The organism is Streptococcus parasanguinis (assembly GCF_032163505.1).
Classification (GTDB): Bacteria; Bacillota; Bacilli; order Lactobacillales; family Streptococcaceae; genus Streptococcus; species Streptococcus parasanguinis_V.
The window spans coordinates 737,595-761,461 of the sequence record NZ_CP134147.1 but is presented as its reverse complement, the minus strand read 5'-3'; the positions used below and the strand labels follow the sequence as shown (position 1 = coordinate 761,461).

The following is a 23,867-nucleotide window of genomic DNA, read 5'->3' as shown; positions in this document are numbered from 1 at the left end:
CTATTTTAGCAAGCTCTAAAACTCAAAAATATAAACCGTTTTCTTTATAGGAAGAAAGCAACACAAAAAAACGCCTCGAAAGGCGTTTGTATCATAGATCTATTTATAAGGATTGGTACAAATCATTGTATCGTTGACTAGCCGTATCCCATGAGAAGTCACGCGTCATAGCTTGCTCTTGGAGACCATACCAAGCCTGTTTGTCATTGTAGTAGACAGCCAAGGCTTCATCAACTGCCCAGTTAAACCAATAGCCAGACAAATTATTGAAACTAAAGCCTGTTCCACTTCCATCAACAGCATTATACGGTTGGACCGTATCTCGAAGTCCGCCGACTTCATGCACCAGAGGAAGGGTTCCATAACGCATGGCCATCATTTGAGAAAGGCCACATGGTTCAAAGCGGCTTGGCATCAAGAAGACATCCGACGCTGCATAGATTTCTTGGGCCAATTGGACATCAAATGTGATATTCGCTGAAAGTTTATCTGGGTAGGCTTGACCAAACCAAGCAAAGGCATTTTCAAATCCAGGGTCTCCTGTCCCCAGCAAAACAATCTGAATATCCTTTTGCAAGAGTTGATGCAACTCTTCTACCACCACATCAAAACCTTTTTGACGTGTCAAACGAGAGACGATCCCAAACAAAGGAACATCATCGCGAACAGGTAGACCAACACGTTCTTGAAGAGCTCGTTTGCTAGCTGCTTTACCTGAAAGATCTGAGAGACTGAAGTGATACGTCAAGAGTGGATCCGTTTCAGGATTATACAGATCTGCATCAATCCCGTTAACAATTCCGGTCACCTTGCCAGACTCCATCCGAAGGATCTGATCCAAGCCACAACCATATTCAGCAGTCATAATCTCATGCGCATAGCTAGGAGAAACCGTTGTTACACGGTCAGCATATAGAATGCCGGCTTTCATCCAGTTCAGGCAATCATTCCACCGAAGCGTTCCATCTGCATAGCGTTCAAATCCAACTCCGAATAGGTCCCACAACATTCCTGGGTCGAACTGACCTTGGAATTCCAAATTATGGATAGTCAATACTGTTTTAATTTCATGATAAGCTTGAATCCAACGGTATTTTTCCTTCAGCAAGAAAGGAATCATCGCCGTATGGTAATCATGGGCATGAAGAACATCTGGAATGAAGTCAACCCGTTCCATCGTTTCTAAAGCCGCGAGCTGGAAGAAGGCGAAGCGTTCTCCATCATCAAAGTCACCATAGACATGACCTCTAAAGAAATAATGTTGGTTATCAATAAAGTAAAAGGTGACTCCATCACGCACAATACGTTTCACACCAACATATTGACTTCTCCAGCCAACCTTGGTCTCAAAATGCAAAACATCTTCGATTTGATCTCCAAACTTAGTCTCTACCATATCATAGTAAGGGAGGATCACGCGCACATCATGACCACTTTTCGCTAAGGATTTAGGAAGAGCGCCAATAACGTCTCCCAATCCGCCTGTTTTAGAAAATGGTGCACCTTCAGCTGCAACAAATAATAGTTTCATTAGACAATATCCTCTGTAACAATCGTTCCTTTTTTAACCACGACAGGTGCTTCTTCTGTCCCACGAATCGTCACACCAGCAGCCACTTCGACACCCTTATCCAGGATGGCATATTCGACGATTGCATTTTCATGAATCACAACACCAGGGAAGAGAAGACTACTGCGGACTTCTGAACCTTCATGAAGGTGTACCCGCCGTGAAACAACGGAGCGTTCAACGGTTCCTTCTACAATACTACCCGAAGCAAATTGAGACGTTTTAATATGTGAAGTCTTGGAATAATACGTTGGTTCTTCATTCTTCACTTTCGTATACACCTTTTGGTTTGGTGAAAAGAGCTTCATGAATTTTTGGTTTTCCAACATATCCAAGTTTGCATGGTAGTAGGATTCAACTGAATGAATATTGGCTAGGTAACCTGTATATTCAAAAGCAAAAGCATTGTATTCCACCGCCAAATCACGCAAGATATAGCGCAATTTTTGTGGGTATTCTTTCTTGGCTTCTTCTTCAATTTTTTCAATCAACCAAGGAGTATCCACAATAAAGACATCTGTCGACATGTTGTAGACTTCGTCAGGATCCTTGCCATCGAAAAGTCTTTGCTCTGTAACATGGTCTGTTTCATCAATTTCCAAGATAGCATTGACTTCAGAGATATTTTGAAGATGCAACTTCTTATAAACCACTGTAATCGGACGGTCAACGCTATTATGCAAGTGGAAAACTTGATTGAGGTCAATATTCATCAAGACATCACAGTTCAAAGCAACTGTTTGGTTGGAACCAGACCGTTTCAAATAGGTCAATAATTGTTGGTAGTATTCTGGCCCTACATTTGTATTTTCAACAGGAGTGTTATAGATTCCGAGGTAATAGTGGCTCAATAAAGTAGACAAGCCCCACTCACGACCTGAACGAATATGGTCAAAGACCGAACTAATATTTTCTTGTTGGAAAATCCCAAAAACACTACGAATACCAGCATTCGCAAGACTAGACAACGGGAAGTCAATCAAGCGGTATTTCCCATCAAATGGTAGAGATGCTACCGGACGATGGCTGGTCAAAGTGGACATATCATGATACCCAACTGTATTTCCTAAAATGGCTGAATATTTATCAATCTTCATCTGTTGCTACCCCCACTTTTTCATTGTAACCGACAACTTGTACTTCCTCTGTTCCATCAATCACGACACCTTCTGCAATGACTGCACCTTCCCCGATAATCGCGCGTTTCACGACAGCTCCTTTACCGATAATGGCATTGCTCATCACGACAGCATCTTCGACAACTGCTCCTTCACGAACTTGAGCTTCTGTTGATAAGATGGAGTGTTTGACTGTACCGTCTACCGAACAACCGTCGACGACAAGAGAATCTTCGACGTGGCCATGTTCCCCAAAGAAGTTCGGTGGAGAAATGAGGTTGCGTGAATAGATTTTCCAGTGACGATCGCGACTATCCAAGGCATTATTTGGATCGATATATTCCATATTGGCTTCCCAAAGAGACTCAATCGTACCAACGTCTTTCCAATAACCATTGAATTCATAAGCATAAACACTTTCGCCTGATTCTAGATACGTTGGAATGACATTTTTACCGAAGTCTGACATATCGATATCACTCTTTTCAGCAGCAACCAACATATTGCGGAGACGAGCCCAGTCAAAGATGTAAATCCCCATGGAAGCCTTGGTAGATTTTGGTTCAGCTGGTTTTTCTTCAAATTCGACAATCCGATTATTGGCATCTGTATTCATGATTCCAAAACGGCTTGCTTCCTTCAAAGGTACATCTAGGACGGCAACAGTTAAGCTTGCATTATTATCCTTGTGCGCTTGAAGCATATCATCGTAATCCATCTTATAGATGTGGTCCCCAGATAATATCAAGACATATTCCGGATTGATGCTGTCGATATAGTCGATGTTTTGGAGGATGGCATGGCTAGTTCCTTCAAACCAACGATTTCCTTCACTAGCTGAATAAGGTTGGAGAATAGACACACCTGTATTGATTCCATCCAAGCCCCAACTGGAACCATTTCCAATATGGCTGTTAAGTGCAAGGGGTTGATACTGTGTAATCACACCAACATTGTGAATTCCTGAGTTGGCACAGTTTGAGAGAGCAAAATCGATAATCCGATAGCGCCCACCAAATTGAACCGCAGGTTTCGCGATGTTTTTGGTTAATTTTCCAAGACGTGTTCCTTGCCCACCGGCAAGAATTAAAGCGAGCATTTCATTCTTCATTGACTACTTCCTCTTTTTAAAGCTTGGACTCCCTTAGAGTCAACCGATCATCATTTTTTATCTGATGTTTTAGATTTCGTTTTGCGAACCTTCCGTTTCACCTTCCAAATGCTAGCTCCTAAAGCCGGCAAAGTAAAGGTCAAAGTTTGTTCATAATCCTTCCACAGTCCATCTTGAGACTGAACTGTCGGATTGTGCTCTTTCCAGACACCTCCCCATTCTTCTAATTCTGTATTCCAAATTTCTTCATAGACCGCTGATATAGGCACACCAATCGTAAAGTCCTTGCGTTCTACTGGTGCCATATTAAAGACGCACACCAAAAGATCACCCTTACGATTTTTCCGGATCATAGACAAGACGCTCTGATCCCGGTTATCTGCATCAATAATCTCTAAGCCATCAAAGCTATCATCAATCTCCCACAATTCCTTGTGTTCTTTGTAGAAATGATTGAGCTGAGAAGTGAAACGACGCATCTTAGCATTCATTTCATCCTCTAGATTGCCCCATTCCAATTGCTCTTCTGACTTCCATTCCAAAAATTGACCAAATTCTGAACCCATAAAGAGTAATTTCTTACCTGGATGGCAAATCTGATAGGTCAAGAGGTTACGGAGTCCAGCAAATTGATTGTAACGATCTCCCCACATCTTATGCATCAAACTCTTCTTACCATGCACCACTTCATCATGTGAAAATGGTAGTAAGAAGTTTTCAGAAAATGCATACATGAAACTAAAGGTTACCAGGTTAAAGTCAAATTTCCGGTAGATGGGATCTTCTTCGTAGAATCGAAGGATATCATTCATCCACCCCATATTCCATTTATAGTCAAAGCCAAGTCCACCTTCTTCTTCAGGACCCGTGATCTTTTGACCAGCAGAACTTTCTTCTGCAATCATCATGACATCTGGGTGTTCGTTCTTGATAATCGCATTCAAACGTCTAAGGAAATGAACGCCTTCGTAGTTGAGGTTTCCACCATCAATATTTGGTGTCCATGGACCACTATCGTAGTCAAGATAGAGCATATTGCTCACAGCATCGACCCGAATCCCATCTAAATGATAGGTATCAATCCAAAACTTCAAACTAGAAATCAAGAATGACTGGACTTGATTCTTCCCTAAATCGAAGTTCAAGGCTCCCCATCCGTAGTTATGCGCACGATGTTCATCCTGGTATTCAAAGGTTGGTGTTCCATCATAATAAGCCAAGGCATCATCATTGATAATGAAATGTCCTGGTACCCAATCCACGATCACTCCGATATTGTTGAGGTGGCATTCTTCCACGAAGTCTTGAAACTCTTCTGGGCTACCATAAGTCTGCTCGAGTGCAAAATATCCCATGAGCTGATAGCCCCAACTCAAGCCCAATGGATGGGCCATCACTGGCATAAATTCCACGTGGGTGTAGTTCATCTCTACCAGATACGGAATGAGTTCATCTTTTAGTTGTTTGAAGGTGTAGGAACTGTGATCCTCATTTCGTTTCCAAGATCCTGCATGAACCTCGTAAATATTAACAGGTCGTTCCTTAAAACCAAGTTTTTTACGGCGTGCTCTCCAGAGACCATCTTTCCAGTTTTTCTCTGGAATGGTCTTAATAATAGATCCTGTATTGGGTCTCTTTTCCATCCATAACGCTAGAGGATCGATTTTTTGCACCTGATGACCATTTTGTCGAGTCACCAAATACTTGTATATATCTCCCTCTTTTGCATCGGAACAGAAGACTTCCCAGACGCCTCCTTCATTACGAACCATTGGAATTTTACGAGCTTCCCAATCAGTGAAATCACCAATCAGATCCACCGCCTGAGCATTGGGAGCCCAAACACGGAAGGTAAAGCCTTCTTGTTCTCCCCTTGTTTCCTTGTGAGCTCCTAAGTACTCTTGAAGATGGAAATTATCCCCTCTTCCAAATGTCCATAAGTCTGTGCTTCTATCCATATACTCACCTCTTTATTTTTTTGAAAGCGTTTTCTAGTTGTTTTTATTTTACTATAAAATCACTTAATTTTCAAGTTGATTCCAGGAAAATCATGTAAATTTATCAGGAAAAGTTCTTTCATTTTCTCTTCCGAACCTTTTACTTCATTCCTTCGCTTTCCTCCTAATCTTACTTACGATTATACTATATATACGAGGAAAATTAAACAAAAAACCGAACATTTAAATCACTATTTTTATTACTAACTAGTTTATTACGAATAAAATGAACATTTTTATGTACAATGTAAAAAAAGACTAAGACAAATTTGTCTTAGTCTTGATCGACTCTTAGTCTACGTTCACGTATTCTTTTGAAAGTTCAAGAACTTCTTCCATTGTTGAACATTCAGTCAGAGCACGGTTAGCGTATTCTTGCATTTTAGCTGTGTCGAGTTTCTTCATCAAGCTACGTGTACGAAGGACAGATGTCGCTGACATAGAGAACTCATCCAAGCCCATTCCGACAAGAAGTGGAACAGCAGTTTGGTCACCGGCCATTTCACCACACATACCTGCCCATTTGCCTTCAGCGTGAGCTGCTTTGATCACGTTGTTGATCAAACGAAGTATTGATGGGTTATATGGTTGGTAAAGGTATGAAACTTGTTCGTTCATACGGTCAGCAGCCATTGTGTATTGGATCAAGTCATTTGTACCGATTGAGAAGAAATCAACTTCTTTAGCAAATTGGTCCGCAAGCATTGCAGCAGCTGGGATTTCAATCATGATACCTACTTGGATATCATCTGCCACAGCAACACCTTCAGCAAGCAATTTAGCTTTTTCTTCTTCAAGAATACCTTTAGCCGTACGGAACTCTGTCAACAAAGCAACCATTGGGAACATGATCCGCAATTTACCGTGAACAGATGCACGAAGCAATGCACGCAATTGTGTACGGAACATTTGGTTACCTGTCTCAGAGATAGAGATACGCAAAGCACGGAAACCTAAGAATGGGTTCATTTCTTTAGGAAGATCAAAGTAAGGGAGTTCTTTATCCCCACCGATATCCATTGTACGAACGACAACAGGTTTACCGTTCATACCTTCAAGAACTGCTTTGTAAGCTTCATATTGGTCATCTTCAGTTGGGAAGTCTTGAGAATCCATGTACAAGAATTCTGTACGATAGAGACCAACAGCTTCTGCACCATTATCGTTTACACCTTCAACGTCTTTAGGTGTACCGATGTTGGCAGCCAACTCGAAGTGTTTTCCATCAGCAGTCACTGTTTTCGCATCTTTAAGGAGAGCCCATTCAGCTTTTTGTTTGGCATATGCTTCACCAGCTGCTTTGAACTCTGCGATTTGTTCTTCAGTAGGGTTGATCACTACTTCACCAGTGATCCCTGAAACAGCCAAAACATCGCCATCTTTGACAAGTTCTGTGATGTTATTTGTACCAAGAACAGCTGCGATTTCAAGTGTACGAGCCATGATAGCTGAGTGACTTGTACGTCCACCGATATTCGTAACAAAAGCTTTTACATACTTTTTGTTCAACTGTGCTGTATCAGATGGAGTCAAGTCATGCGCAACCACGATTGCTTCTTCATTGATAGAAGCAGGGTTTGGCAATTTCTTACCAAGCAAGTTGGCAAGGACACGTTTGGTAACGTCACGAATATCTGCTGCACGTTCTTGCATGTAAGGATTGTCTTCCATTCCTTCAAAGATCGCAATGAACATGTCAGTGACTTCTTTCAAGCCAGCTTCTGCATTGATTTTTTTCGTACGAATCGTTTCTTTGATCTGACCAATCATTTCAGGGTCAGCAAGAACCATCATATGCGCATCAAAAACTTGCGCTGCTTCTTCACCAAGGCTTGCTACTGCATTCTCCCGAATAAGAGAAAGCTCGTTTTGTGAAGCTTCAAGAGCTGCATCCAAACGAGCTTCTTCTGCACTTGTATCTTCGACTGAAACAGTCTCAAATGATAAGTCTGGTTGAATGAGCAAATATGCCTTAGCAACGGCAACACCGTCAGATGCTGCAATTCCTTTTAGCATTTTTGTCATATTTTTAAGCCAATCCTTCTTTAGTCATTGTTTCTGAAATAGCTGCGATAGCATCATCAGCGTCAGCACCTTCTGCAGAGATTACAACGTCTGCTCCTTGACCAACACCAAGGCTCATAACACCCATGATTGATTTCAAGTTAACTGATTTACCTTTGTATTCAAGAGTAATATCTGAAGCAAATTTGCTAGCAGTTTGAACCAACAAAGTTGCTGGACGTGCGTGGATACCTGTTTCTGCCACGATGTGGAAATCTTTAGAAGCCATAGTTTGACTCTCCTTTTTAAAAATAGTTTTTGAGTTACCTTTTGATAACCCTTACAATTTGGTATTATATCATCTTTTGAAATTTTTTTCAAGATTTTTATCACTGACTTACAGAAAAAGACTGCGAAAAATCCCAATTTAGATACATTTTAAGAAGCAACTGAAGAACAGAGAAAATATCTTTTCAATTTTCTACTATATTATAAGTAACATTTTCCTCCGCTTTCAATGAAAAGAAGCTGTTTAACCACAGGATATTGATTCACCAAAAAATTATAACTAATTAAAGATGCTTTAAAGCCTATTCCTATCCCATTTCTTCGATTTTCACACTTTTCACTCACCACAATATATTGTGCTTTGAAAACTCCATTTCATCTCTTTGCACAATATTTAGTTTTATTTTGTTGACAAGTTGCTGGATTTTGTTTATACTGTTTACAGATTTATATTTCGATAGGAGAACGGAAAAGAAATGGTAACCATTTATTCAAAAAATAATTGTGTTCAATGCAAAATGACTAAGCGATTCCTCGATAGCAATCATGTGGAATACCGCGAAATTAACTTAGACGAACAGCCAGAATTTGTAGAGCATGTTAAGAACCTTGGCTTCAATGCTGCTCCAGTTATTCAAACACCGGATGAGGTATTTTCTGGTTTTCAACCAGCTAAGTTGAAGAAACTTTCTTAATAAACACAGTATTTTGCTTAAATAGGGTCTAGCGTTAGCAACCTAACACTAGACTTTTTACTTGGAAAGAGAGGACTTCTCCTCTTCATTTTTTTGAACTAGAAAAGGATTATTATGGGATTAAAATCTCTTGAAGATGTGACGTATTTTCGTCTTAACAATGAAATCAACCGTCCAGTAAACGGCCAAATCATGCTTCATAAAGATAAAGAAGCTTTGGATGCGTTCTTTAAAGAAAATGTTGTACCAAATACTAAAACCTTTGACTCGATTACAGACAAGATTCAGTACCTTCTCGAGCACAATTACATTGAGAGAGCTTTTATCGAGAAATACCGTCCTGAATTTTTAGAGGAATTGGCCCAATTTATCAAAGACCAAAACTTCCAATTCAAGTCCTTCATGGCGGCCTACAAATTCTATAACCAATACGCTTTGAAAACAAATGATGGAGAATACTATCTTGAAAGCATGGAAGACCGTGTCTTCTTCAATGCTCTCTATTTTGCAGATGGAAATGAAGCTATCGCGCGAGACATCGCAAACGAAATTATCCACCAACGCTACCAACCAGCGACTCCTTCTTTCTTAAATGCTGGTCGTGCCCGCCGTGGAGAATTGGTTTCATGTTTCTTGATCCAAGTAACCGATGATATGAATGCAATCGGACGTTCCATCAACTCTGCCCTTCAACTTTCACGTATCGGTGGTGGGGTTGGGATTTCCCTCAGCAATCTTCGTGAAGCTGGAGCACCAATCAAAGGATATGAAGGAGCCGCTTCTGGGGTCGTACCTGTTATGAAACTCTTTGAAGATAGCTTCTCTTACTCTAACCAATTGGGACAACGACAAGGGGCTGGGGTTGTTTACCTCAACGTCTTCCACCCAGACATCATCGCCTTCCTTTCTACTAAGAAAGAAAATGCTGATGAAAAAGTTCGGGTGAAGACTCTCTCACTTGGGGTCGTCGTACCAGACAAATTCTATGAATTGGCTCGTAAGAATGAGGAAATGTACCTCTTCAGCCCATACTCTGTGGAACGTGAATACGGAGTACCATTTAACTACATCGACATCACTGAAAAATACGATGAGTTGGTTGCTAATCCAAATATCCGCAAGACTAAAATTAAGGCACGTGATTTGGAAACTGAAATTTCTAAATTGCAACAAGAATCTGGCTATCCATATGTAGTCAACATCGATACTGCTAACCGGGCCAACCCTGTTGATGGGAAAATCATCATGAGTAACTTGTGTTCAGAGATCCTCCAAGTTCAAGAACCAAGCTTGATCAACGATGCCCAAGAATTTGTCCAAATGGGAACAGACGTCTCATGTAACCTTGGTTCAACCAACGTGGTTAACATGATGACTTCACCTGATTTTGGACGTTCGATTCGTGCCATGGTTCGTGCTTTGACCTTCGTCACCGATAGCTCTCATATCGTGGCCGTTCCAACTATTGACCACGGAAATAAACTGGCGCATTCGTTCGGACTTGGAGCAATGGGACTTCACAGCTACCTTGCGCAACAATTGATCGAATACGGATCACCTGAGTCTGTCGAGTTCACTAGCATCTACTTCATGCTCATGAACTACTGGACTCTCGTAGAATCAAACAACATTGCGCGCGAACGGGGTGTTACCTTCCACAACTTCGAAAAATCTGATTATGCCAATGGTACTTACTTTGATAAGTACACGACTGGAGAATTTGTACCAAAATCTGATCGCGTCAAAGAACTCTTTAAAGATATCTTTATCCCAAGTGCTGAGGATTGGGCAGAACTGCGTGCTAAAGTTCAAGCAGATGGTCTTTACCACCAAAACCGCTTGGCTGTCGCACCAAATGGATCTATCAGCTACATCAATGACGTCTCTGCTTCTATCCACCCAATTACACAACGGATTGAAGAACGCCAAGAGAAAAAAATCGGTAAGATCTACTACCCTGCAGCAGGATTGTCAACGGAAACGATTCCTTACTACACTTCTGCCTACGACATGGATATGCGAAAAGTCATCGATGTCTATGCTGCCGCAACTGAACACGTAGACCAAGGTCTTTCACTGACTCTCTTTATGCGTAGCGATATTCCAAAGGGTCTTTACGAATGGAAAACTGAAAACAAACAAACCACTCGTGACTTGTCTATCCTTCGGAACTACGCCTTTAACAAGGGTATCAAGTCTATCTACTACGTCCGTACCTTTACAGATGATGGTGGAGAAGTTGGCGCCAACCAATGTGAAAGCTGTGTCATCTAATCCGCTATCCTAGATAGCTATCAAAAGTCGGTTCGCCGACTTTTTGTGCGGTATTCTATCAATTTATGGTAGAATAGTAACGATTGAATGAATAGAAAAAGAAAGTGATGCAAATGGAAACATACTACAAAGCCATTAACTGGAATGCGATCGAAGATGTCATCGATAAATCGACCTGGGAAAAACTGACAGAGCAATTCTGGTTGGATACACGTATCCCTTTGTCAAACGACTTGGATGACTGGAGAAAGTTGTCGAATAAAGAAAAAGACCTAGTTGGTAAAGTCTTTGGGGGATTAACCCTTCTAGATACCATGCAATCTGAAACAGGTGTTCAAGCTCTTCGTGCGGATATTCGTACTCCCCATGAAGAAGCTGTCTTTAACAACATCCAATTCATGGAATCTGTCCATGCTAAGTCTTACTCTTCTATCTTTTCTACTTTGAATACTAAGTCAGAAATCGAAGAGATTTTCGAATGGACCAACACCAATCCTTTCCTTCAAAAGAAGGCAGAAATCATCAACGAAATCTACCTCAATGGAACTCCCCTTGAAAAGAAAGTCGCCAGCGTTTTCCTTGAAACCTTCCTCTTCTACTCTGGTTTCTTCACACCTCTCTACTATCTTGGAAACAACAAATTAGCCAACGTAGCTGAAATCATCAAGTTGATCATTCGGGACGAATCTGTTCACGGAACCTATATCGGCTACAAGTTCCAACTTGGATTTAACGAATTACCAGAAGAAGAACAAGAAAAACTCAAAGAGTGGATGTATGATCTGCTCTACACCCTCTATGAGAATGAAGAAGGTTACACAGAGAGCCTCTATGATGGTGTGGGCTGGACTGAGGAAGTCAAGACCTTCCTTCGCTACAATGCTAATAAAGCCCTCATGAACTTGGGACAAGATCCGCTTTTCCCAGACTCAGCAGATGACGTTAACCCAATCGTCATGAACGGAATCTCAACCGGTACCTCTAACCACGACTTCTTCTCTCAAGTCGGAAATGGTTACCTTCTCGGTGAAGTAGAAGCTATGCAGGAGGACGATTACAACTACGGCCTATAAGACAAAAACCTTTCCAGATGGAAAGGTTTTTAAATATAGACAACCTATTGTTTTACATAAAACAGATAGATGATTTTCAAAAAATGACTTTTATTTTTTGAAGATTAAAAACTTTCCGCCGTGAGAAAAGTGCTAGAAACAATCATGTTTCTAGCACTCGGGAGTTTTGGAACCTTAGGTCCAAAACTAAGTCAAGGAACTTCTTTGAAGTTCGCTGACGTCCGTACTCACCTAAGAAAAGTTTTTTAGAAGACTTTATCTTCAATCTGAAACCTTTCCAGACGGAAAGGTTTTTTTGTTGCAATCTTTTTCTAATTGGATCTGCTTTTTTTTTGAAAAAAGAGGTTGGACAAACATCCAACCTCTCCGATGATTACAATTTACCTGCTACAGCATCCAACAATTCTTGGATTTTAGCTTGGTTGCTTCCTCCTGCCATGGCCATGTCTGGTTTACCACCACCACGTCCATCGACGATTGGAGCCAATTCTTTGATCACATTACCTGCATGGACCTCTTTTGTCTTGCTAGCTACAAGGACATTGACCTTGTCACCGATAGCTGCGACAAGAACAAGGACGTCAGAGTAATCTTTTTGTTTCCAGTTATCCGCAAAGGTACGAAGAGCACCTGCATCTGATACAGAAACTTGGCTGGCAATGTAACGGTGTCCATTTGCTTCTTGAACATTCTTGAAGACATCGCCTGCTGCCGCTGCTGCCGCTTTTTCCTTCAATTCTGCATTTTCTTTTTGCAATTGACGGAGTTGTTCTTGAAGACCTTCCACCTTGTGAGGGACTTCCTTAAGTTGAGGTGCTTTCAAGGTTGCTGCGACTGCTTTCAGTGCATCTTCTTGTTCACGATAAGCTTCGAAGGCTTCCTTACCAGTCACTGCCAAGATACGACGAGTTCCTGATCCGATCCCTTCTTCTTTGACAATCTTGAAGAGACCAATTTCAGAAGTGTTGCCTACGTGAGTACCACCACAGAGCTCAACAGAGTAATCACCGATCGTTACAACACGGACTTCTTTACCGTATTTTTCACCAAAGAGGGCCATGGCTCCCATTTCTTTAGCAGTATCGATATCTGTTTCAATCGTTTCGACTGCGATCGCTTCCCAAATCTTTTCATTGACTTGTTGTTCAATAGCGCGCAATTCTTCAGGAGTTACGGCTTGGAAGTGGGTAAAGTCAAAGCGAAGGAATTCTACTTCGTTGAGAGATCCTGCTTGGGTTGCGTGGTTCCCAAGGATATTGTGAAGAGCGGCATGGAGCAAGTGAGTTGCAGTGTGGTTCTTCATGACACGATGACGACGATTGGTATCGATCGCCAAGGTGTATTCTTGGTTCAAGGCAAGAGGAGCAAGAACTTCAACAGTATGAAGTGGTTGTCCATTTGGTGCCTTTTGTACATCTGTTACAGTAGCTACGACATTTCCTGTAGCATCCAAGATTTGACCATGGTCCGCAACTTGTCCACCCATTTCAGCGTAGAATGGAGTTTCTGCAAAGATCAATGATGCAGTCCCTTCTGATACAGCCTCTACTTCTGCATTGTCCGCTACGATAGCCACCAACTTAGAAGGCAATTGGCTGGCATTGTAGTTGAAGCTACTTTCAACTGTAATGTTTTGAAGGGTTTCATTTTGCATCCCCATAGATCCACCTTTGACAGCCGATGCACGCGCCCGTTCTTGTTGTTCCTTCATAGCTGCTTCAAAACCGTCACGATCGACTGTCATTCCAGCTTCTTCAGCGATTTCTTCTGTCAATTCTACTGGGAATCCGTATGTATCATAAAGTTTAAAGACATCTTGACCAGCAATCACTGTTTGACCTTTGGCTTTCAAGTCTTCAACAATGGTTTGGGCAAAGTGTTGACCAGAGTTCAAGGTACGAGCAAATGATTCTTCTTCACTCTTGATGATTTTTTCGATAAATTCTTGTTTTTCAAGTACTTCTGGGTAGTAGCTTTCCATGATCTTCCCAACAGTTGGAACCAATTTATACAAGAAGGTTCCTTCAATCCCCAATTTTTGACCATGCATAGAAGCACGACGGAGGAGACGACGAAGAACGTAACCGCGTCCTTCATTACCTGGAAGAGCCCCATCTCCAATCGCAAATGAAAGCGAACGGATGTGGTCAGCAATCACCTTGAAGCTCATGTTATCGCCATCTGGATCATAGGTTTTACCAGACATCTTTTCAACTTCACGGATGATCGGCATGAAGAGGTCTGTTTCAAAGTTAGTCTTGGCCCCTTGGATAACGGCTACCAAACGTTCCAAACCTGCACCCGTATCAATGTTCTTGTGTGGCAATTCCTTGTACTCACTACGAGGAACAGCAGGGTCAGCGTTAAATTGTGACAAAACAATGTTCCAGATTTCGATGTAACGGTCGTTTTCGATATCTTCTGCAAGCAGACGAAGACCGATATTTTCAGGGTCAAAGGCTTCTCCACGGTCAAAGAAGATTTCTGTATCTGGTCCAGAAGGCCCCGCACCGATTTCCCAGAAGTTGTCTTCGATTGGGATCAAGTGACTTGGATCTACCCCAACAGCGATCCAACGGTTGTATGAATCTTTGTCGTCAGGGTAATAGGTCATGTAAAGTTTGTCTTTAGGGAAATCAAACCATTCCGGACTTGTCAAAAGTTCATAAGCCCACGTAATGGCTTCATCACGGAAGTAATCTCCGATAGAGAAGTTCCCCAACATTTCAAACATGGTATGGTGACGAGCAGTTTTCCCTACGTTTTCGATATCGTTGGTACGGATGGCTTTTTGAGCATTGGTAATCCGTGGATTTTCAGGTTTGATGGTTCCATCGAAGTATTTCTTAAGAGTGGCAACCCCTGAGTTAATCCATAAAAGTGTTGGATCGTTTACTGGAACCAAGCTAACAGATGGTTCTACAGAGTGGCCTTTGCTTGCCCAGAAATCAAGCCACATTTGGCGGACTTGTGCACTAGATAATTGTTTCATATTTGTCTCCTAATTTTTTTAAGATTAATTTGCGCCAGCTTCTAACATTTCGACATAATCGATGGCGACACAAAGTGAGATGACTAAATCAGCGTATTCATCCTCATACACCGATACTTGGTAGGTAGAGGTTAAATGAAAGAGTTCCTTGCTAATCTCAGCGACGATTTGATCCCGGTCATCGAATAATTTGAATTCTAGGTCCCAGATATTTCCTTGTACCCGAAGTCCCAAATCTTCGATATCGTACTTATCCCTGAAGAGCGTCAGCTTTTTATGGATAAAAAAGCGGTCCCCATCCTTCAACTCAACCACAAACTTGGGAAGAAAGCTGATTGTTTTTTTAGTAATGTGGCTCACTTCTTGTCCATTCTTATCGTAGATGGTAAAAGTCTTGGGAATCTTAAGAAAAGATCCCTCAACCTGGTACTCAACATTTCCCAACTCATCTTTGATATCGAACCGCTCGCCACCCAATCGAAATTTTTGTTTCACTTGATAGGTTCGCATCTTTTGATCTCCTTTAAAAAGCTCCAGACAACTGCCCATAAACAAAAGACAAGCCACTAAACGAAGGGCGAAAAACCGCGGTACCACCTTCATTCAATGAACTTGTCATTCTTCATTTTATATGCAATTGTCTCAGCCGAGTAGCAAAATCATTTCTCTTCCATGGCTCGCACCCCCGCCACTTCTCTGATTCCGAGTAACAATGATTTATTCTCAACTATTTCATTATACAAGTTCCAAAAGGAACCGTCAACTATTTTTTAGATGATGAACTGCTATCGCTCGTTTGAACACCGATATTTTGCAAATATTGGTTGAAGGTTGATTTGAAGGCATCATCTTTGACCTTGATATTGGCATTGGTCATCGCTTTTGCAATAATGCTACGGATGTAGTTAGTATCTTGCTTACGACCGTCAACAATGATCTCTTTCAAACGTTTTTCGTATTTCTTCCAGTCAGAACCTTTTTCTGTCTTCTTATTCAATTTGACAATATAGTAGCTAGCAGAATAGTTTTGACCTGCTGAAACTGTGATCACATCTGAAATCCCATTTTCATCCAACTTAAAGGCAGCTTCTTTGACTTGAGATGGAATATCTGCTGTTCCTGAATCGAACTTGACTTCGCCACCTTTGTCTTTTGTAGCAGTATCTGTCGAATTGTCTTTGACGATTTGGGCAAAGTCTGCACCTTCCGCTTTAGCTGCTTCCAACACTTCTTTTGCTTTGTCTTCTGAATCTAACTTGATAATTTGTGCTGTTACTTCTGGTGTGTAAGATTCAAAAGCCGCCTTGTAGTCAGACTCTTTGATATCTTTCTTAGCAGCTTGGTTGACTGCATATTCCAACAACATATTGCTACGGATTTGTTTCTTTGCTGTTTCTTCCGTCAAGCCTTGTTGCGCCAAGTAAGCATCGAATTGCTTGCCTAATTGTTTCTTTTGTTTAGCCAATTCTTTATCGACTTCTTTATCAGAAACTTTTGATCCATATTCTTTTTCAAAGACTTTATTGATGGTCATTTGGAAAAGAACTTGTTGAGCACCTTGGTTGTTTTTGATTTCATTATAGAAATCAGAAACTGTAATCGTGTCCCCTTTCATGGTCACGATATCTTTGTTTGTGCCATTGGCACACGCTGCTAGTGTTACGACTGATAGCAAGGTCACAGCACCTGCTACAAGTTTTTTCTTCATGAAAATTATTCTCCGTTCCTTTTTAAACTTCTTCTATTTTACCACAAATTAGAGAGAATACCTTAAATTTACCTAAAAAGAGCTAGGATCTGGCAAGGTTACCGTCTCTGTATTTTTCCGAATCATCAAAATACCATCTCCAAGTGGCACCAAACTAGCGGTCAAATCTGGATGATTGAGAGTCGCATGAAAGAGGTTCTGAAGCCCCCGGTAAATGGTTCGTTGCCCACGACGCACTTCCATGATGTCCTTGGCAACATCTCCTCCTTGGAAAATATCATCCAATACCACGACTCCCCCAACCTCTAAGAGTTCGAGAATTCGTGGCAAAAAGACGATGTACTTAGACTTAGCAGAGTCCATAAAGACAAAGTCATAGGTCTCTGTTAAATCCTGCAAGACATCTACTGCATCTCCTTCAAGCAAGGTGATTTGTTTTCTCTGATCGTATTTAGCCAGATTTTCCTTGGCAAAGCCAATCATCTCTTCATTCCGATCAATAGTGGTAATTTGTGCATCGGGAGCATTTTCAGCCATTAAGAGCGCTGAAAATCCAATTGCTGTCCCAATTTCCAGGATTTTCTTTGGTTGTAGGGCTTGCAGGAGTAGTCTAAAGTAAGCTACCGTTTCATGCGGAATAATCGGAATATTTTCCTTGCGGGCGAATGCTTCTAACTCCTCCAAGGCACCTGCTACCGGTTTTTGACGCGTGCGCATAAAGTCAACGATCTCGTCTTTAACCACTGGCCGGCGCATATTGTGGTTGGCATTTTTACTATAAGACTCTACCATCTTATGCGAGTCCTAATTTTTCTACTAGGGCTTCAAATTCATTCAACCGACGTTCAAAGACCGCAAAGGCTGCGTCCAAGTAGTCTTCTTTTTCCATATCCACACCTGCTTTGCGGATGACATTGAGTGGATAATCAGAATTTCCAGCTTTCAAGTAGTCGATATATTTATCACGATCTTCTTGTGTTCCATGAACAATCTTTTCAGCTAAGGCTGAAGCTGCTGCAAAACCTGTTGAATATTGGAAGACATAGTAGTTATAGTAGAAGTGAGGAATCCGAGCCCATTCATATTGGATCTCAGGGTTGTCTTCTTTTGAAAGACCATAGTATTTTTCATTGAGCTCTGCATAAAGGTTGTTCAAGAACTCACTAGTCAAAACGGTACCTTCTTGGTCTGCTTTATGGATGGCATGCTCAAATTCAGCAAACTGCGTTTGACGGAAGACGGTTCCACGGAAGCCATCCAAGAAGTGATTCAAAATAGCAAAACGAGTTGCATCGTCTTCTACTTCTTCTAACAGACGTTCGGTCAGGATATTTTCATTGGTTGTAGAGGCGATTTCGGCAAGGAAGATGGAATAGTCCCCATAGACATAAGGCTGGGTTTCACGGGTATAGCTAGAATGCATACTGTGACCAGTTTCATGCACCAAGGTGAAGAGATTATCCAATGTATCTTGCCAGTTCAACAACATGAAGGCATTGGTATCATAAGAACCACCTGAATAGGCACCTGAGCGTTTTCCTTGGTTGACATGCACATCAATCCACCGTTCGCTAAAGGCACGTTTCACACGAGAAAGGTAGTCCTCACCCAAAACAGCCAAGACTTCTTCTGCTTTGGCCAACGATTCTTCATAGGTAAACTTGTAGTCTGTATCGGATAATGGCGTATACATATCGTACATCTTCAAGTCTGAGATTCCTAGAATTTTTGAACGCAATTGCACATAGCGTTGCAAGAGTGGCAAGTGTTTGTTGACCGCTGCCACCAAGCTATCATAAACACTTTCTGGTACAAAGTTTTCAGAAAGGGCCGCTTCACGGGCAGATGAGAATTTGCGAACTTTGGCATTAAAGTTGTGAACTTTCACATTGGTTTGCAAGGTTTTAGCATAGGTATGTTGGTACTGTTCATAAACCTTGTAGAGGCCTTCGTAAGCTTCTTTACGAACGGCACGATCTTTTGATTCTACCAAAGAAATATAGTTTCCATGGGTTAATTGAACCTCTTCGCCCTTGTCATCATGCACAGTTGGGAAAACAATATCTGCATTGTCCAAGATTTCAAAGGTTTCACCCCCAGCCGCAAAGATCTCACCAGCTCCTGCAAGTAATTCCTCTTCTTTTTGAGACAAGACATGTTCTTTTTTCTCTAGCAAACGATCAAAATAATGACCATATTGTTCCAAGGCTGGAACTTCACTCACAAAGGTCTTGTATTGCTCATCCGTAATGGCCATGAATTCAGGCTCATAGAAGGCAAAGGTTTCACCTAACAAGCTATAAAGAGACATCCCTTTTGATTGGTACTCTTGGTATTTAGCCACTCGTGTGTCTTGGTCATTTTTCATATGGGCATAGACGTAGACCTTTTCTAAACGACGACTCAATTCCAAATATGCATTGGTTGTATCCAACAGTGTTTGCGCTGAATCCAACAAATGGCCAGCATAGTGGCTTGCTGCTTTAATATCTGTAGCTAAGCTTGCTGCTTCTTCTTCCCAAGCTTGATCTGTCGCAAAAATTGTCGACAAATCCCATTGGTATTTTTCATCAATTTCATTACGTTGTTTTACCATTTCGATTAATCCTCCAATGGTACTATTTTAGCATAAAAATGAACATTTCGGGAGGTTTTCTATCTTAGAAAGTTAGCTTTTCTGTTGAGCATAAAAACGTGGGGGATAAAGGATCTGAACGGGTTGGATCCCTTGCGACTGATAATAGGTCATAAATTGCTGGTAGTAACCTTCTACATCCTCTTTAATTTGGAGCAAGTTCTGTGAAAGGATCGGACGACAAAGAGGATAAAAGAAATCCAGCCCCAGTTCCATCAGATGGTGTCCCTGCATATAGAGTTCTTCCTGAAGCTTCAGCCACTTTGGATGACGATAAAAGAGTTGCTGCTGTATATACGTTAAAAATGTACGATCGAGCTCGACTGCCATTTGCTGCATGGGTTGCGAAAGATAAGGGGTCCGTAAGACTTCCAGTAAAGACCTTTGGCCAAAAGGGAAAATTTCTGTTTGATAATGCAATCGCCCTCGTAAATCCTCATGGATGAGGTATTGCAGACGTAGCTCTTTCTTTGTCAGATCCAATTCCCAAAGATGGAACCCTCGATTCTGACTAAAATAAAGAAAGCCAGCCTGCAGCTTTGTTAGTCTTTCCTTGAGCCACAACTTTTTACCAAGTAACCAATAGACCTGGTAACCGTTGGATCGATAAGCATCGCTCCTCTCCTTCAAGCGTTCTAAAGATAAGGAGCTGCACTGCACTTCCAAAGCTAAGTTCTTTTCTACTACCAAAAGATCGGCAATTTGTTGAAAGTCTGCTAAATAACTTTCTACCTCTGTATGAGATTCCTTAGAGGCCCAATCATAAAGACAAGCTTTTAATTCCAGATGTTCAAAACTCTCAGCTTCGTGATGGTAGGGACAATGCTGTAATTTTATATGAGCAAAATGAGCCCGTAGAACCGAGCCATTTTTTAGACGCACTGGACTATGACAAGCCAAGCAATAGAAGGGACCTTCTGTCACAGCTGGGATCTCTTCCATACAGTTCCACCGCTTTTGATTGTTATCCATGGCAATAAACATAGGCCCACCTCCTCATCTATATCATTCGAAAAAAAAATAGGAAAAAGGCTGGAAATTCCAACCTTTTCTTCTTTTTATTCTTCAGAATCTGAATCTGAATCATCACTAGAATCATCAGCAACAGGAGATTTACTCAATTCTTTCTGCATATCTTTCATTTCTTTACGAGTACTTTCCAACTCTTCACGAGCATCTTTCAAGATTTCGATCAAAGCTTCACGGTCTTCTTTAGGAACGACTGTACTATCTGAACCGATGCTTTCCAAGCCTTCATTAAAGATATCTTTTTGGTTTTCTAATCCTTGCTTTAAGGTACTAATCATTGCATCGTATTGTTCTTTTGCAGAACCTGTCACAGAAGTGCCTGCTTCTTCAGTAATAGAAACAGATTGATCCATTAATTTTGCAAACAACTTTTTGAAGTCTCCAACTGTCTTAGCCTTGTTGATTTCAGCATCTGTTAAGAGGCTAGAAGATGACGTATCTTCTGAATCTGTTGAATTATCCTTACTTTTTGAAGTGTTGGCAGATTTGCTCGTCACTTTAGTCGTTGATTGACTGTTTGAAGTTTCCTTCTTTGTGTCTTGTTTGTTTGAACAAGCAGCTAGGGAAAAGATCGTCAAAAGAGCAGCTGTCGATAAGATCATTTTTTTCATAAAATGGTCTCCTTTATATTTATTTTACCTCATTCTACCATCGAATACTTTGACTGTCAAATTAATCACTAGTTCTTAATATTAGCAAAAAAGTTGGACAAAACACTGTGAAATCAGTGTTTCTGTCCAACTCCTCGATGATTAGTCATACAATTGTAACAATTTCATTAGTCTACTTTGCCACCAAAAAGGCCGTGAGCCTTCCCTTGGGGCATTTTTAAGGCAAAGCTCAGCAAAAAGACGATCCCTACAACCCCTGCTAAAAAGAAACTCATGACTTGGTAACCACCTCTTTCAATACAGAGGGCTGCGAGAGGTTGTAAAAGAATGGTTCCTAAATAACGAGCTCCTTGGACAATAGCCATGGCAAGAACCAAGTCTTTGCCATTCACCTGTTGGGCAATAAACCGTAAGGAGACCATAATCAAAACCATCCCTGTTGTATGCTTGGCTAAAAGAGTCAAAAGCACTTTTAAGAAGACAGGACTTGGAAGAGCGTAGACAACATATTGAGCAAAAATAATCCCGATTGGAAGAGCGATCAAAACCCGTAAAGGCCAGTGGTCCATGAATCGATCAGAGAAAAAGATCAAGGGAGCTTCCACTACGACGGAGATAGCTACAACCGTAGAGGCAATATGGACTGGTAGACCACTATCCATGAGTAGCTCAGGAATATAGGTATGACCAATATTTCCAACCCCTGAAGCCAAGCCAATCAACACAATAAAGAAGAGATAAGGTCCATTGTGAAGAAGAGGACGAATAGAGACAGGGTGTTTTTCCTTTTCTACGACTGTCTCTTTTTTCTTCATTCGAACCGCACTTAGACAGAAAATGCTGAGTAAAATGGTGATCAAAACCGTATAATAAACAGCTTGGGGGCTAAACTGATGATAGACCCAGCCGGCTATTTGGACACCGACCGAGTAGCCAATGGTTCCCCAAACGCGAATCTTCCCAAAAGCGTATGGACTTTGCGTTGCAAATACTTCCATCATGGGAGCTGTCCCATTCAAACAGACTAGAACAATCCCATAAAAAACGGTCAGCCAAAAGAGATTGGGGGCCCAAAGAAAACCGAAGACACCACCAATGATCACACTCAGACTGAGGGTCGTCATTTTTACGATTCCAAATCGCTCATTGATATAACCAAAGAAGGGTTGGGCTACCATGGATAAGAAAAAAGCAACCGATACCAAGGTCGACACTTGGGTTGCACTATAGTGCTTTCCCATCAAATAGACGGAAATGAGGGTCGTAAAGAGAGATGTGGACATAAAATAAAAACTATAGAGCAACATATAAGCCGCATAAGAATTTCGGAATTTTTTCATATGAATCCTTTCTAAAAATATCGGAATGAGACAATGACAAAACCCAACTGACAATCAGTTAGGTTTTATTTTACTCTTTATTATAGCGCTTTTGAGCCTCTTTTTTGCGTCTCTCACGACTTTGTTTTTCAATCGAGAGAATGATGACAAGAATGAGAATTGGAATCAAGATCAGGAAGTGATCCAGCGAAAGCCATTTACTGTGCTTAGCCGTTGTCTTTTTCCCACTTGCTGTTTCTTTGACAAGCTCTGGCTTGGCCCCTTCTTCTACCTTCATATCATCTCGGATACCTTCAGACAACGTGTAGAGATCATTATCTACTGTCAGATAGCCATCTTTTACCGCAAGGGTCGGTTCTTTAGCACCTTTTTTGACCGTTGCATAGAAGGGTTTTTCAAGTGTATAGGTCTTGCCGTCAATCTTCTGGACACCTGCATCTAGCAATTTTTTATAGCCAAAATCTTTATAGGCTTTTTCGATCAAGGCATTGCCAAACGGGTGACGGTAATATTCCCCATCTTGGTCTGCCCAATCTCCTACGCCCATAATGACAGCAATTAAGCGCTGATTGCCCCGTTTGATGGTCGCGATATAGTTGAAAGCTCCACGAGGGCTTGAACCAGTTTTCAAACCATCCACACCTTTCAAGGCATACTTGGCTCCTGGCAATGAATAATTGTAGGTATCAAAGGTTTCCTCATATGGAGTCCCTTTTTTGACCGTGACTTGTGCTTGATTGGTATAGTTTAAAATATCTGGGTATTGATTGATAAAATGATAAACCAGAATCCCTAAATCACGCGCAGTTGTCTGGTTGGCCGCATCATTTGGATAATTGTTGACCTGATAGTAGCCCTGCAAGGTGGAGATGGCCGCCCCACTCGGGTTATTCCAGACCGTATTGGTCATCCCTAATTCCTTAGCCTTGGCATTCATGCGCTCGATAAAGGCATCTGGATCATTGTTGGACATGAGATTGGCCAACATGAGGGTCGATACATTTGAGGATGGAACCACTGTCATGGTAATCAACTCAGGAATTGTGTAGTCTACCCCAGCAACAATATTATTGTTGGAGATCTCATAGATCTTTCCGATCGCTTGGTCTGAAGCGGTCGCCTTGATCACTGTATCCTTACTGATCTTGCCATTTGCCATATCTTCAAACAAGAGATAGAGCGTCATGAGCTTACTCATGCTGGCAGGATCTCTGACTTCATCGATATTGTCTTTCCAAAGAACATTGCCCGTATTTCCGTCAATAATAAGCGAAGAATGTGGACGGTTAATGGCTTGGACATTGTCATTTGGATACATCTTTTGCGCCATATCCACCAATTCATCCGCACTCGCTAGAATTGGCTGGCATAAGAGACTCAGAAGGAGGCAAATATGGATCAAATATTTTTTTATCATAAACT

General features: G+C 41.4%; 18 protein-coding genes. 3 read left to right on the top strand and 15 right to left on the bottom strand.

Annotated features, from left to right (window positions below; all coding sequences use genetic code 11):
• Positions 1–103: 103 nt before the first annotated feature.
• From glgA to RIN70_RS03900, 6 genes are all read right to left on the bottom strand, one after another.
• Complete coding sequence (gene glgA / locus RIN70_RS03925; protein ID WP_070589437.1) at positions 104–1,531, bottom strand: glycogen synthase GlgA; 1,428 nt, start codon at positions 1,529–1,531, stop codon at positions 104–106.
• The gene (gene glgD / locus RIN70_RS03920) at positions 1,531–2,667 is read right to left on the bottom strand and encodes a glucose-1-phosphate adenylyltransferase subunit GlgD (protein ID WP_031573430.1); all 1,137 of its coding nucleotides are present in this window, start codon (positions 2,665–2,667) and stop codon (positions 1,531–1,533) included. Before glgD ends, glgA begins: the two co-directional genes overlap by 1 nt.
• Positions 2,657–3,799, bottom strand: coding sequence for a glucose-1-phosphate adenylyltransferase (locus RIN70_RS03915; RefSeq protein WP_014713084.1), 1,143 nt, complete (start codon positions 3,797–3,799; stop codon positions 2,657–2,659). Before RIN70_RS03915 ends, glgD begins: the two co-directional genes overlap by 11 nt.
• A 50-nt stretch (positions 3,800–3,849) precedes the next feature.
• Complete coding sequence (gene glgB / locus RIN70_RS03910; RefSeq protein ID WP_070660183.1) at positions 3,850–5,757, bottom strand: 1,4-alpha-glucan branching protein GlgB; 1,908 nt, start codon at positions 5,755–5,757, stop codon at positions 3,850–3,852.
• A 330-nt stretch (positions 5,758–6,087) separates the two neighbouring features.
• Positions 6,088–7,821 (bottom strand): phosphoenolpyruvate--protein phosphotransferase, encoded by a 1,734-nt coding sequence (ptsP, locus tag RIN70_RS03905; RefSeq protein ID WP_003006414.1) that lies wholly within the window; start codon positions 7,819–7,821, stop codon positions 6,088–6,090.
• 4 nt (positions 7,822–7,825) lie between these two features.
• The gene (locus RIN70_RS03900; protein ID WP_003006411.1) at positions 7,826–8,089 is read right to left on the bottom strand and encodes a phosphocarrier protein HPr; all 264 of its coding nucleotides are present in this window, start codon (positions 8,087–8,089) and stop codon (positions 7,826–7,828) included.
• Between the two features lie 475 nt (positions 8,090–8,564).
• On the opposite strand from RIN70_RS03900, the gene nrdH reads away from it, so the two are divergent.
• The 3 genes from nrdH to nrdF all read left to right on the top strand — a co-directional run bounded on the left by nrdH (position 8,565) and on the right by nrdF (position 12,130).
• Complete coding sequence (gene nrdH, locus RIN70_RS03895) at positions 8,565–8,783, top strand: glutaredoxin-like protein NrdH (RefSeq protein WP_003006408.1); 219 nt, start codon at positions 8,565–8,567, stop codon at positions 8,781–8,783.
• Between the two features lie 114 nt (positions 8,784–8,897).
• The gene (gene nrdE / locus RIN70_RS03890; protein ID WP_013903312.1) at positions 8,898–11,057 is read left to right on the top strand and encodes a class 1b ribonucleoside-diphosphate reductase subunit alpha; all 2,160 of its coding nucleotides are present in this window, start codon (positions 8,898–8,900) and stop codon (positions 11,055–11,057) included.
• Between the two features lie 113 nt (positions 11,058–11,170).
• Complete coding sequence (nrdF, locus tag RIN70_RS03885; protein WP_272143717.1) at positions 11,171–12,130, top strand: class 1b ribonucleoside-diphosphate reductase subunit beta; 960 nt, start codon at positions 11,171–11,173, stop codon at positions 12,128–12,130.
• A gap of 373 nt (positions 12,131–12,503) precedes the next feature.
• Here the strand turns inward: nrdF and alaS are convergent, their stop codons facing one another.
• From alaS to RIN70_RS03840, 9 genes are all read right to left on the bottom strand, one after another.
• On the bottom strand, positions 12,504–15,122 hold the full coding sequence (gene alaS / locus RIN70_RS03880) for an alanine--tRNA ligase (protein ID WP_070465592.1): 2,619 nt from the start codon (positions 15,120–15,122) through the stop codon (positions 12,504–12,506).
• A 24-nt stretch (positions 15,123–15,146) separates the two neighbouring features.
• Complete coding sequence (locus RIN70_RS03875; protein ID WP_003012021.1) at positions 15,147–15,632, bottom strand: LURP-one-related/scramblase family protein; 486 nt, start codon at positions 15,630–15,632, stop codon at positions 15,147–15,149.
• A gap of 253 nt (positions 15,633–15,885) precedes the next feature.
• The gene (gene prsA / locus RIN70_RS03870; protein WP_313790697.1) at positions 15,886–16,830 is read right to left on the bottom strand and encodes a peptidylprolyl isomerase PrsA; all 945 of its coding nucleotides are present in this window, start codon (positions 16,828–16,830) and stop codon (positions 15,886–15,888) included.
• A gap of 72 nt (positions 16,831–16,902) precedes the next feature.
• On the bottom strand, positions 16,903–17,622 hold the full coding sequence (locus RIN70_RS03865; RefSeq protein WP_049496750.1) for an O-methyltransferase: 720 nt from the start codon (positions 17,620–17,622) through the stop codon (positions 16,903–16,905).
• A gap of 1 nt (position 17,623) precedes the next feature.
• Positions 17,624–19,426 carry an oligoendopeptidase F gene (pepF, locus tag RIN70_RS03860; protein WP_070673837.1) on the bottom strand — a complete coding sequence of 601 codons (1,803 nt, stop codon included), beginning with the start codon at positions 19,424–19,426 and terminating at the stop codon, positions 17,624–17,626.
• Positions 19,427–19,498: 72 nt separating this feature from the next.
• The gene (locus RIN70_RS03855; protein ID WP_313790696.1) at positions 19,499–20,449 is read right to left on the bottom strand and encodes a competence protein CoiA family protein; all 951 of its coding nucleotides are present in this window, start codon (positions 20,447–20,449) and stop codon (positions 19,499–19,501) included.
• A 74-nt stretch (positions 20,450–20,523) separates the two neighbouring features.
• Positions 20,524–21,105: an LptM family lipoprotein gene (locus RIN70_RS03850; protein ID WP_070673835.1), complete on the bottom strand. Its 582-nt coding sequence runs from the start codon at positions 21,103–21,105 to the stop codon at positions 20,524–20,526.
• Positions 21,106–21,272: 167 nt separating this feature from the next.
• Positions 21,273–22,445 carry an MFS transporter gene (locus RIN70_RS03845; protein ID WP_129824304.1) on the bottom strand — a complete coding sequence of 391 codons (1,173 nt, stop codon included), beginning with the start codon at positions 22,443–22,445 and terminating at the stop codon, positions 21,273–21,275.
• Positions 22,446–22,515: 70 nt separating this feature from the next.
• The gene (locus RIN70_RS03840; protein ID WP_049490513.1) at positions 22,516–23,862 is read right to left on the bottom strand and encodes a DUF1958 domain-containing protein; all 1,347 of its coding nucleotides are present in this window, start codon (positions 23,860–23,862) and stop codon (positions 22,516–22,518) included.
• Between the last annotated feature and the right edge of the window lie 5 nt (positions 23,863–23,867).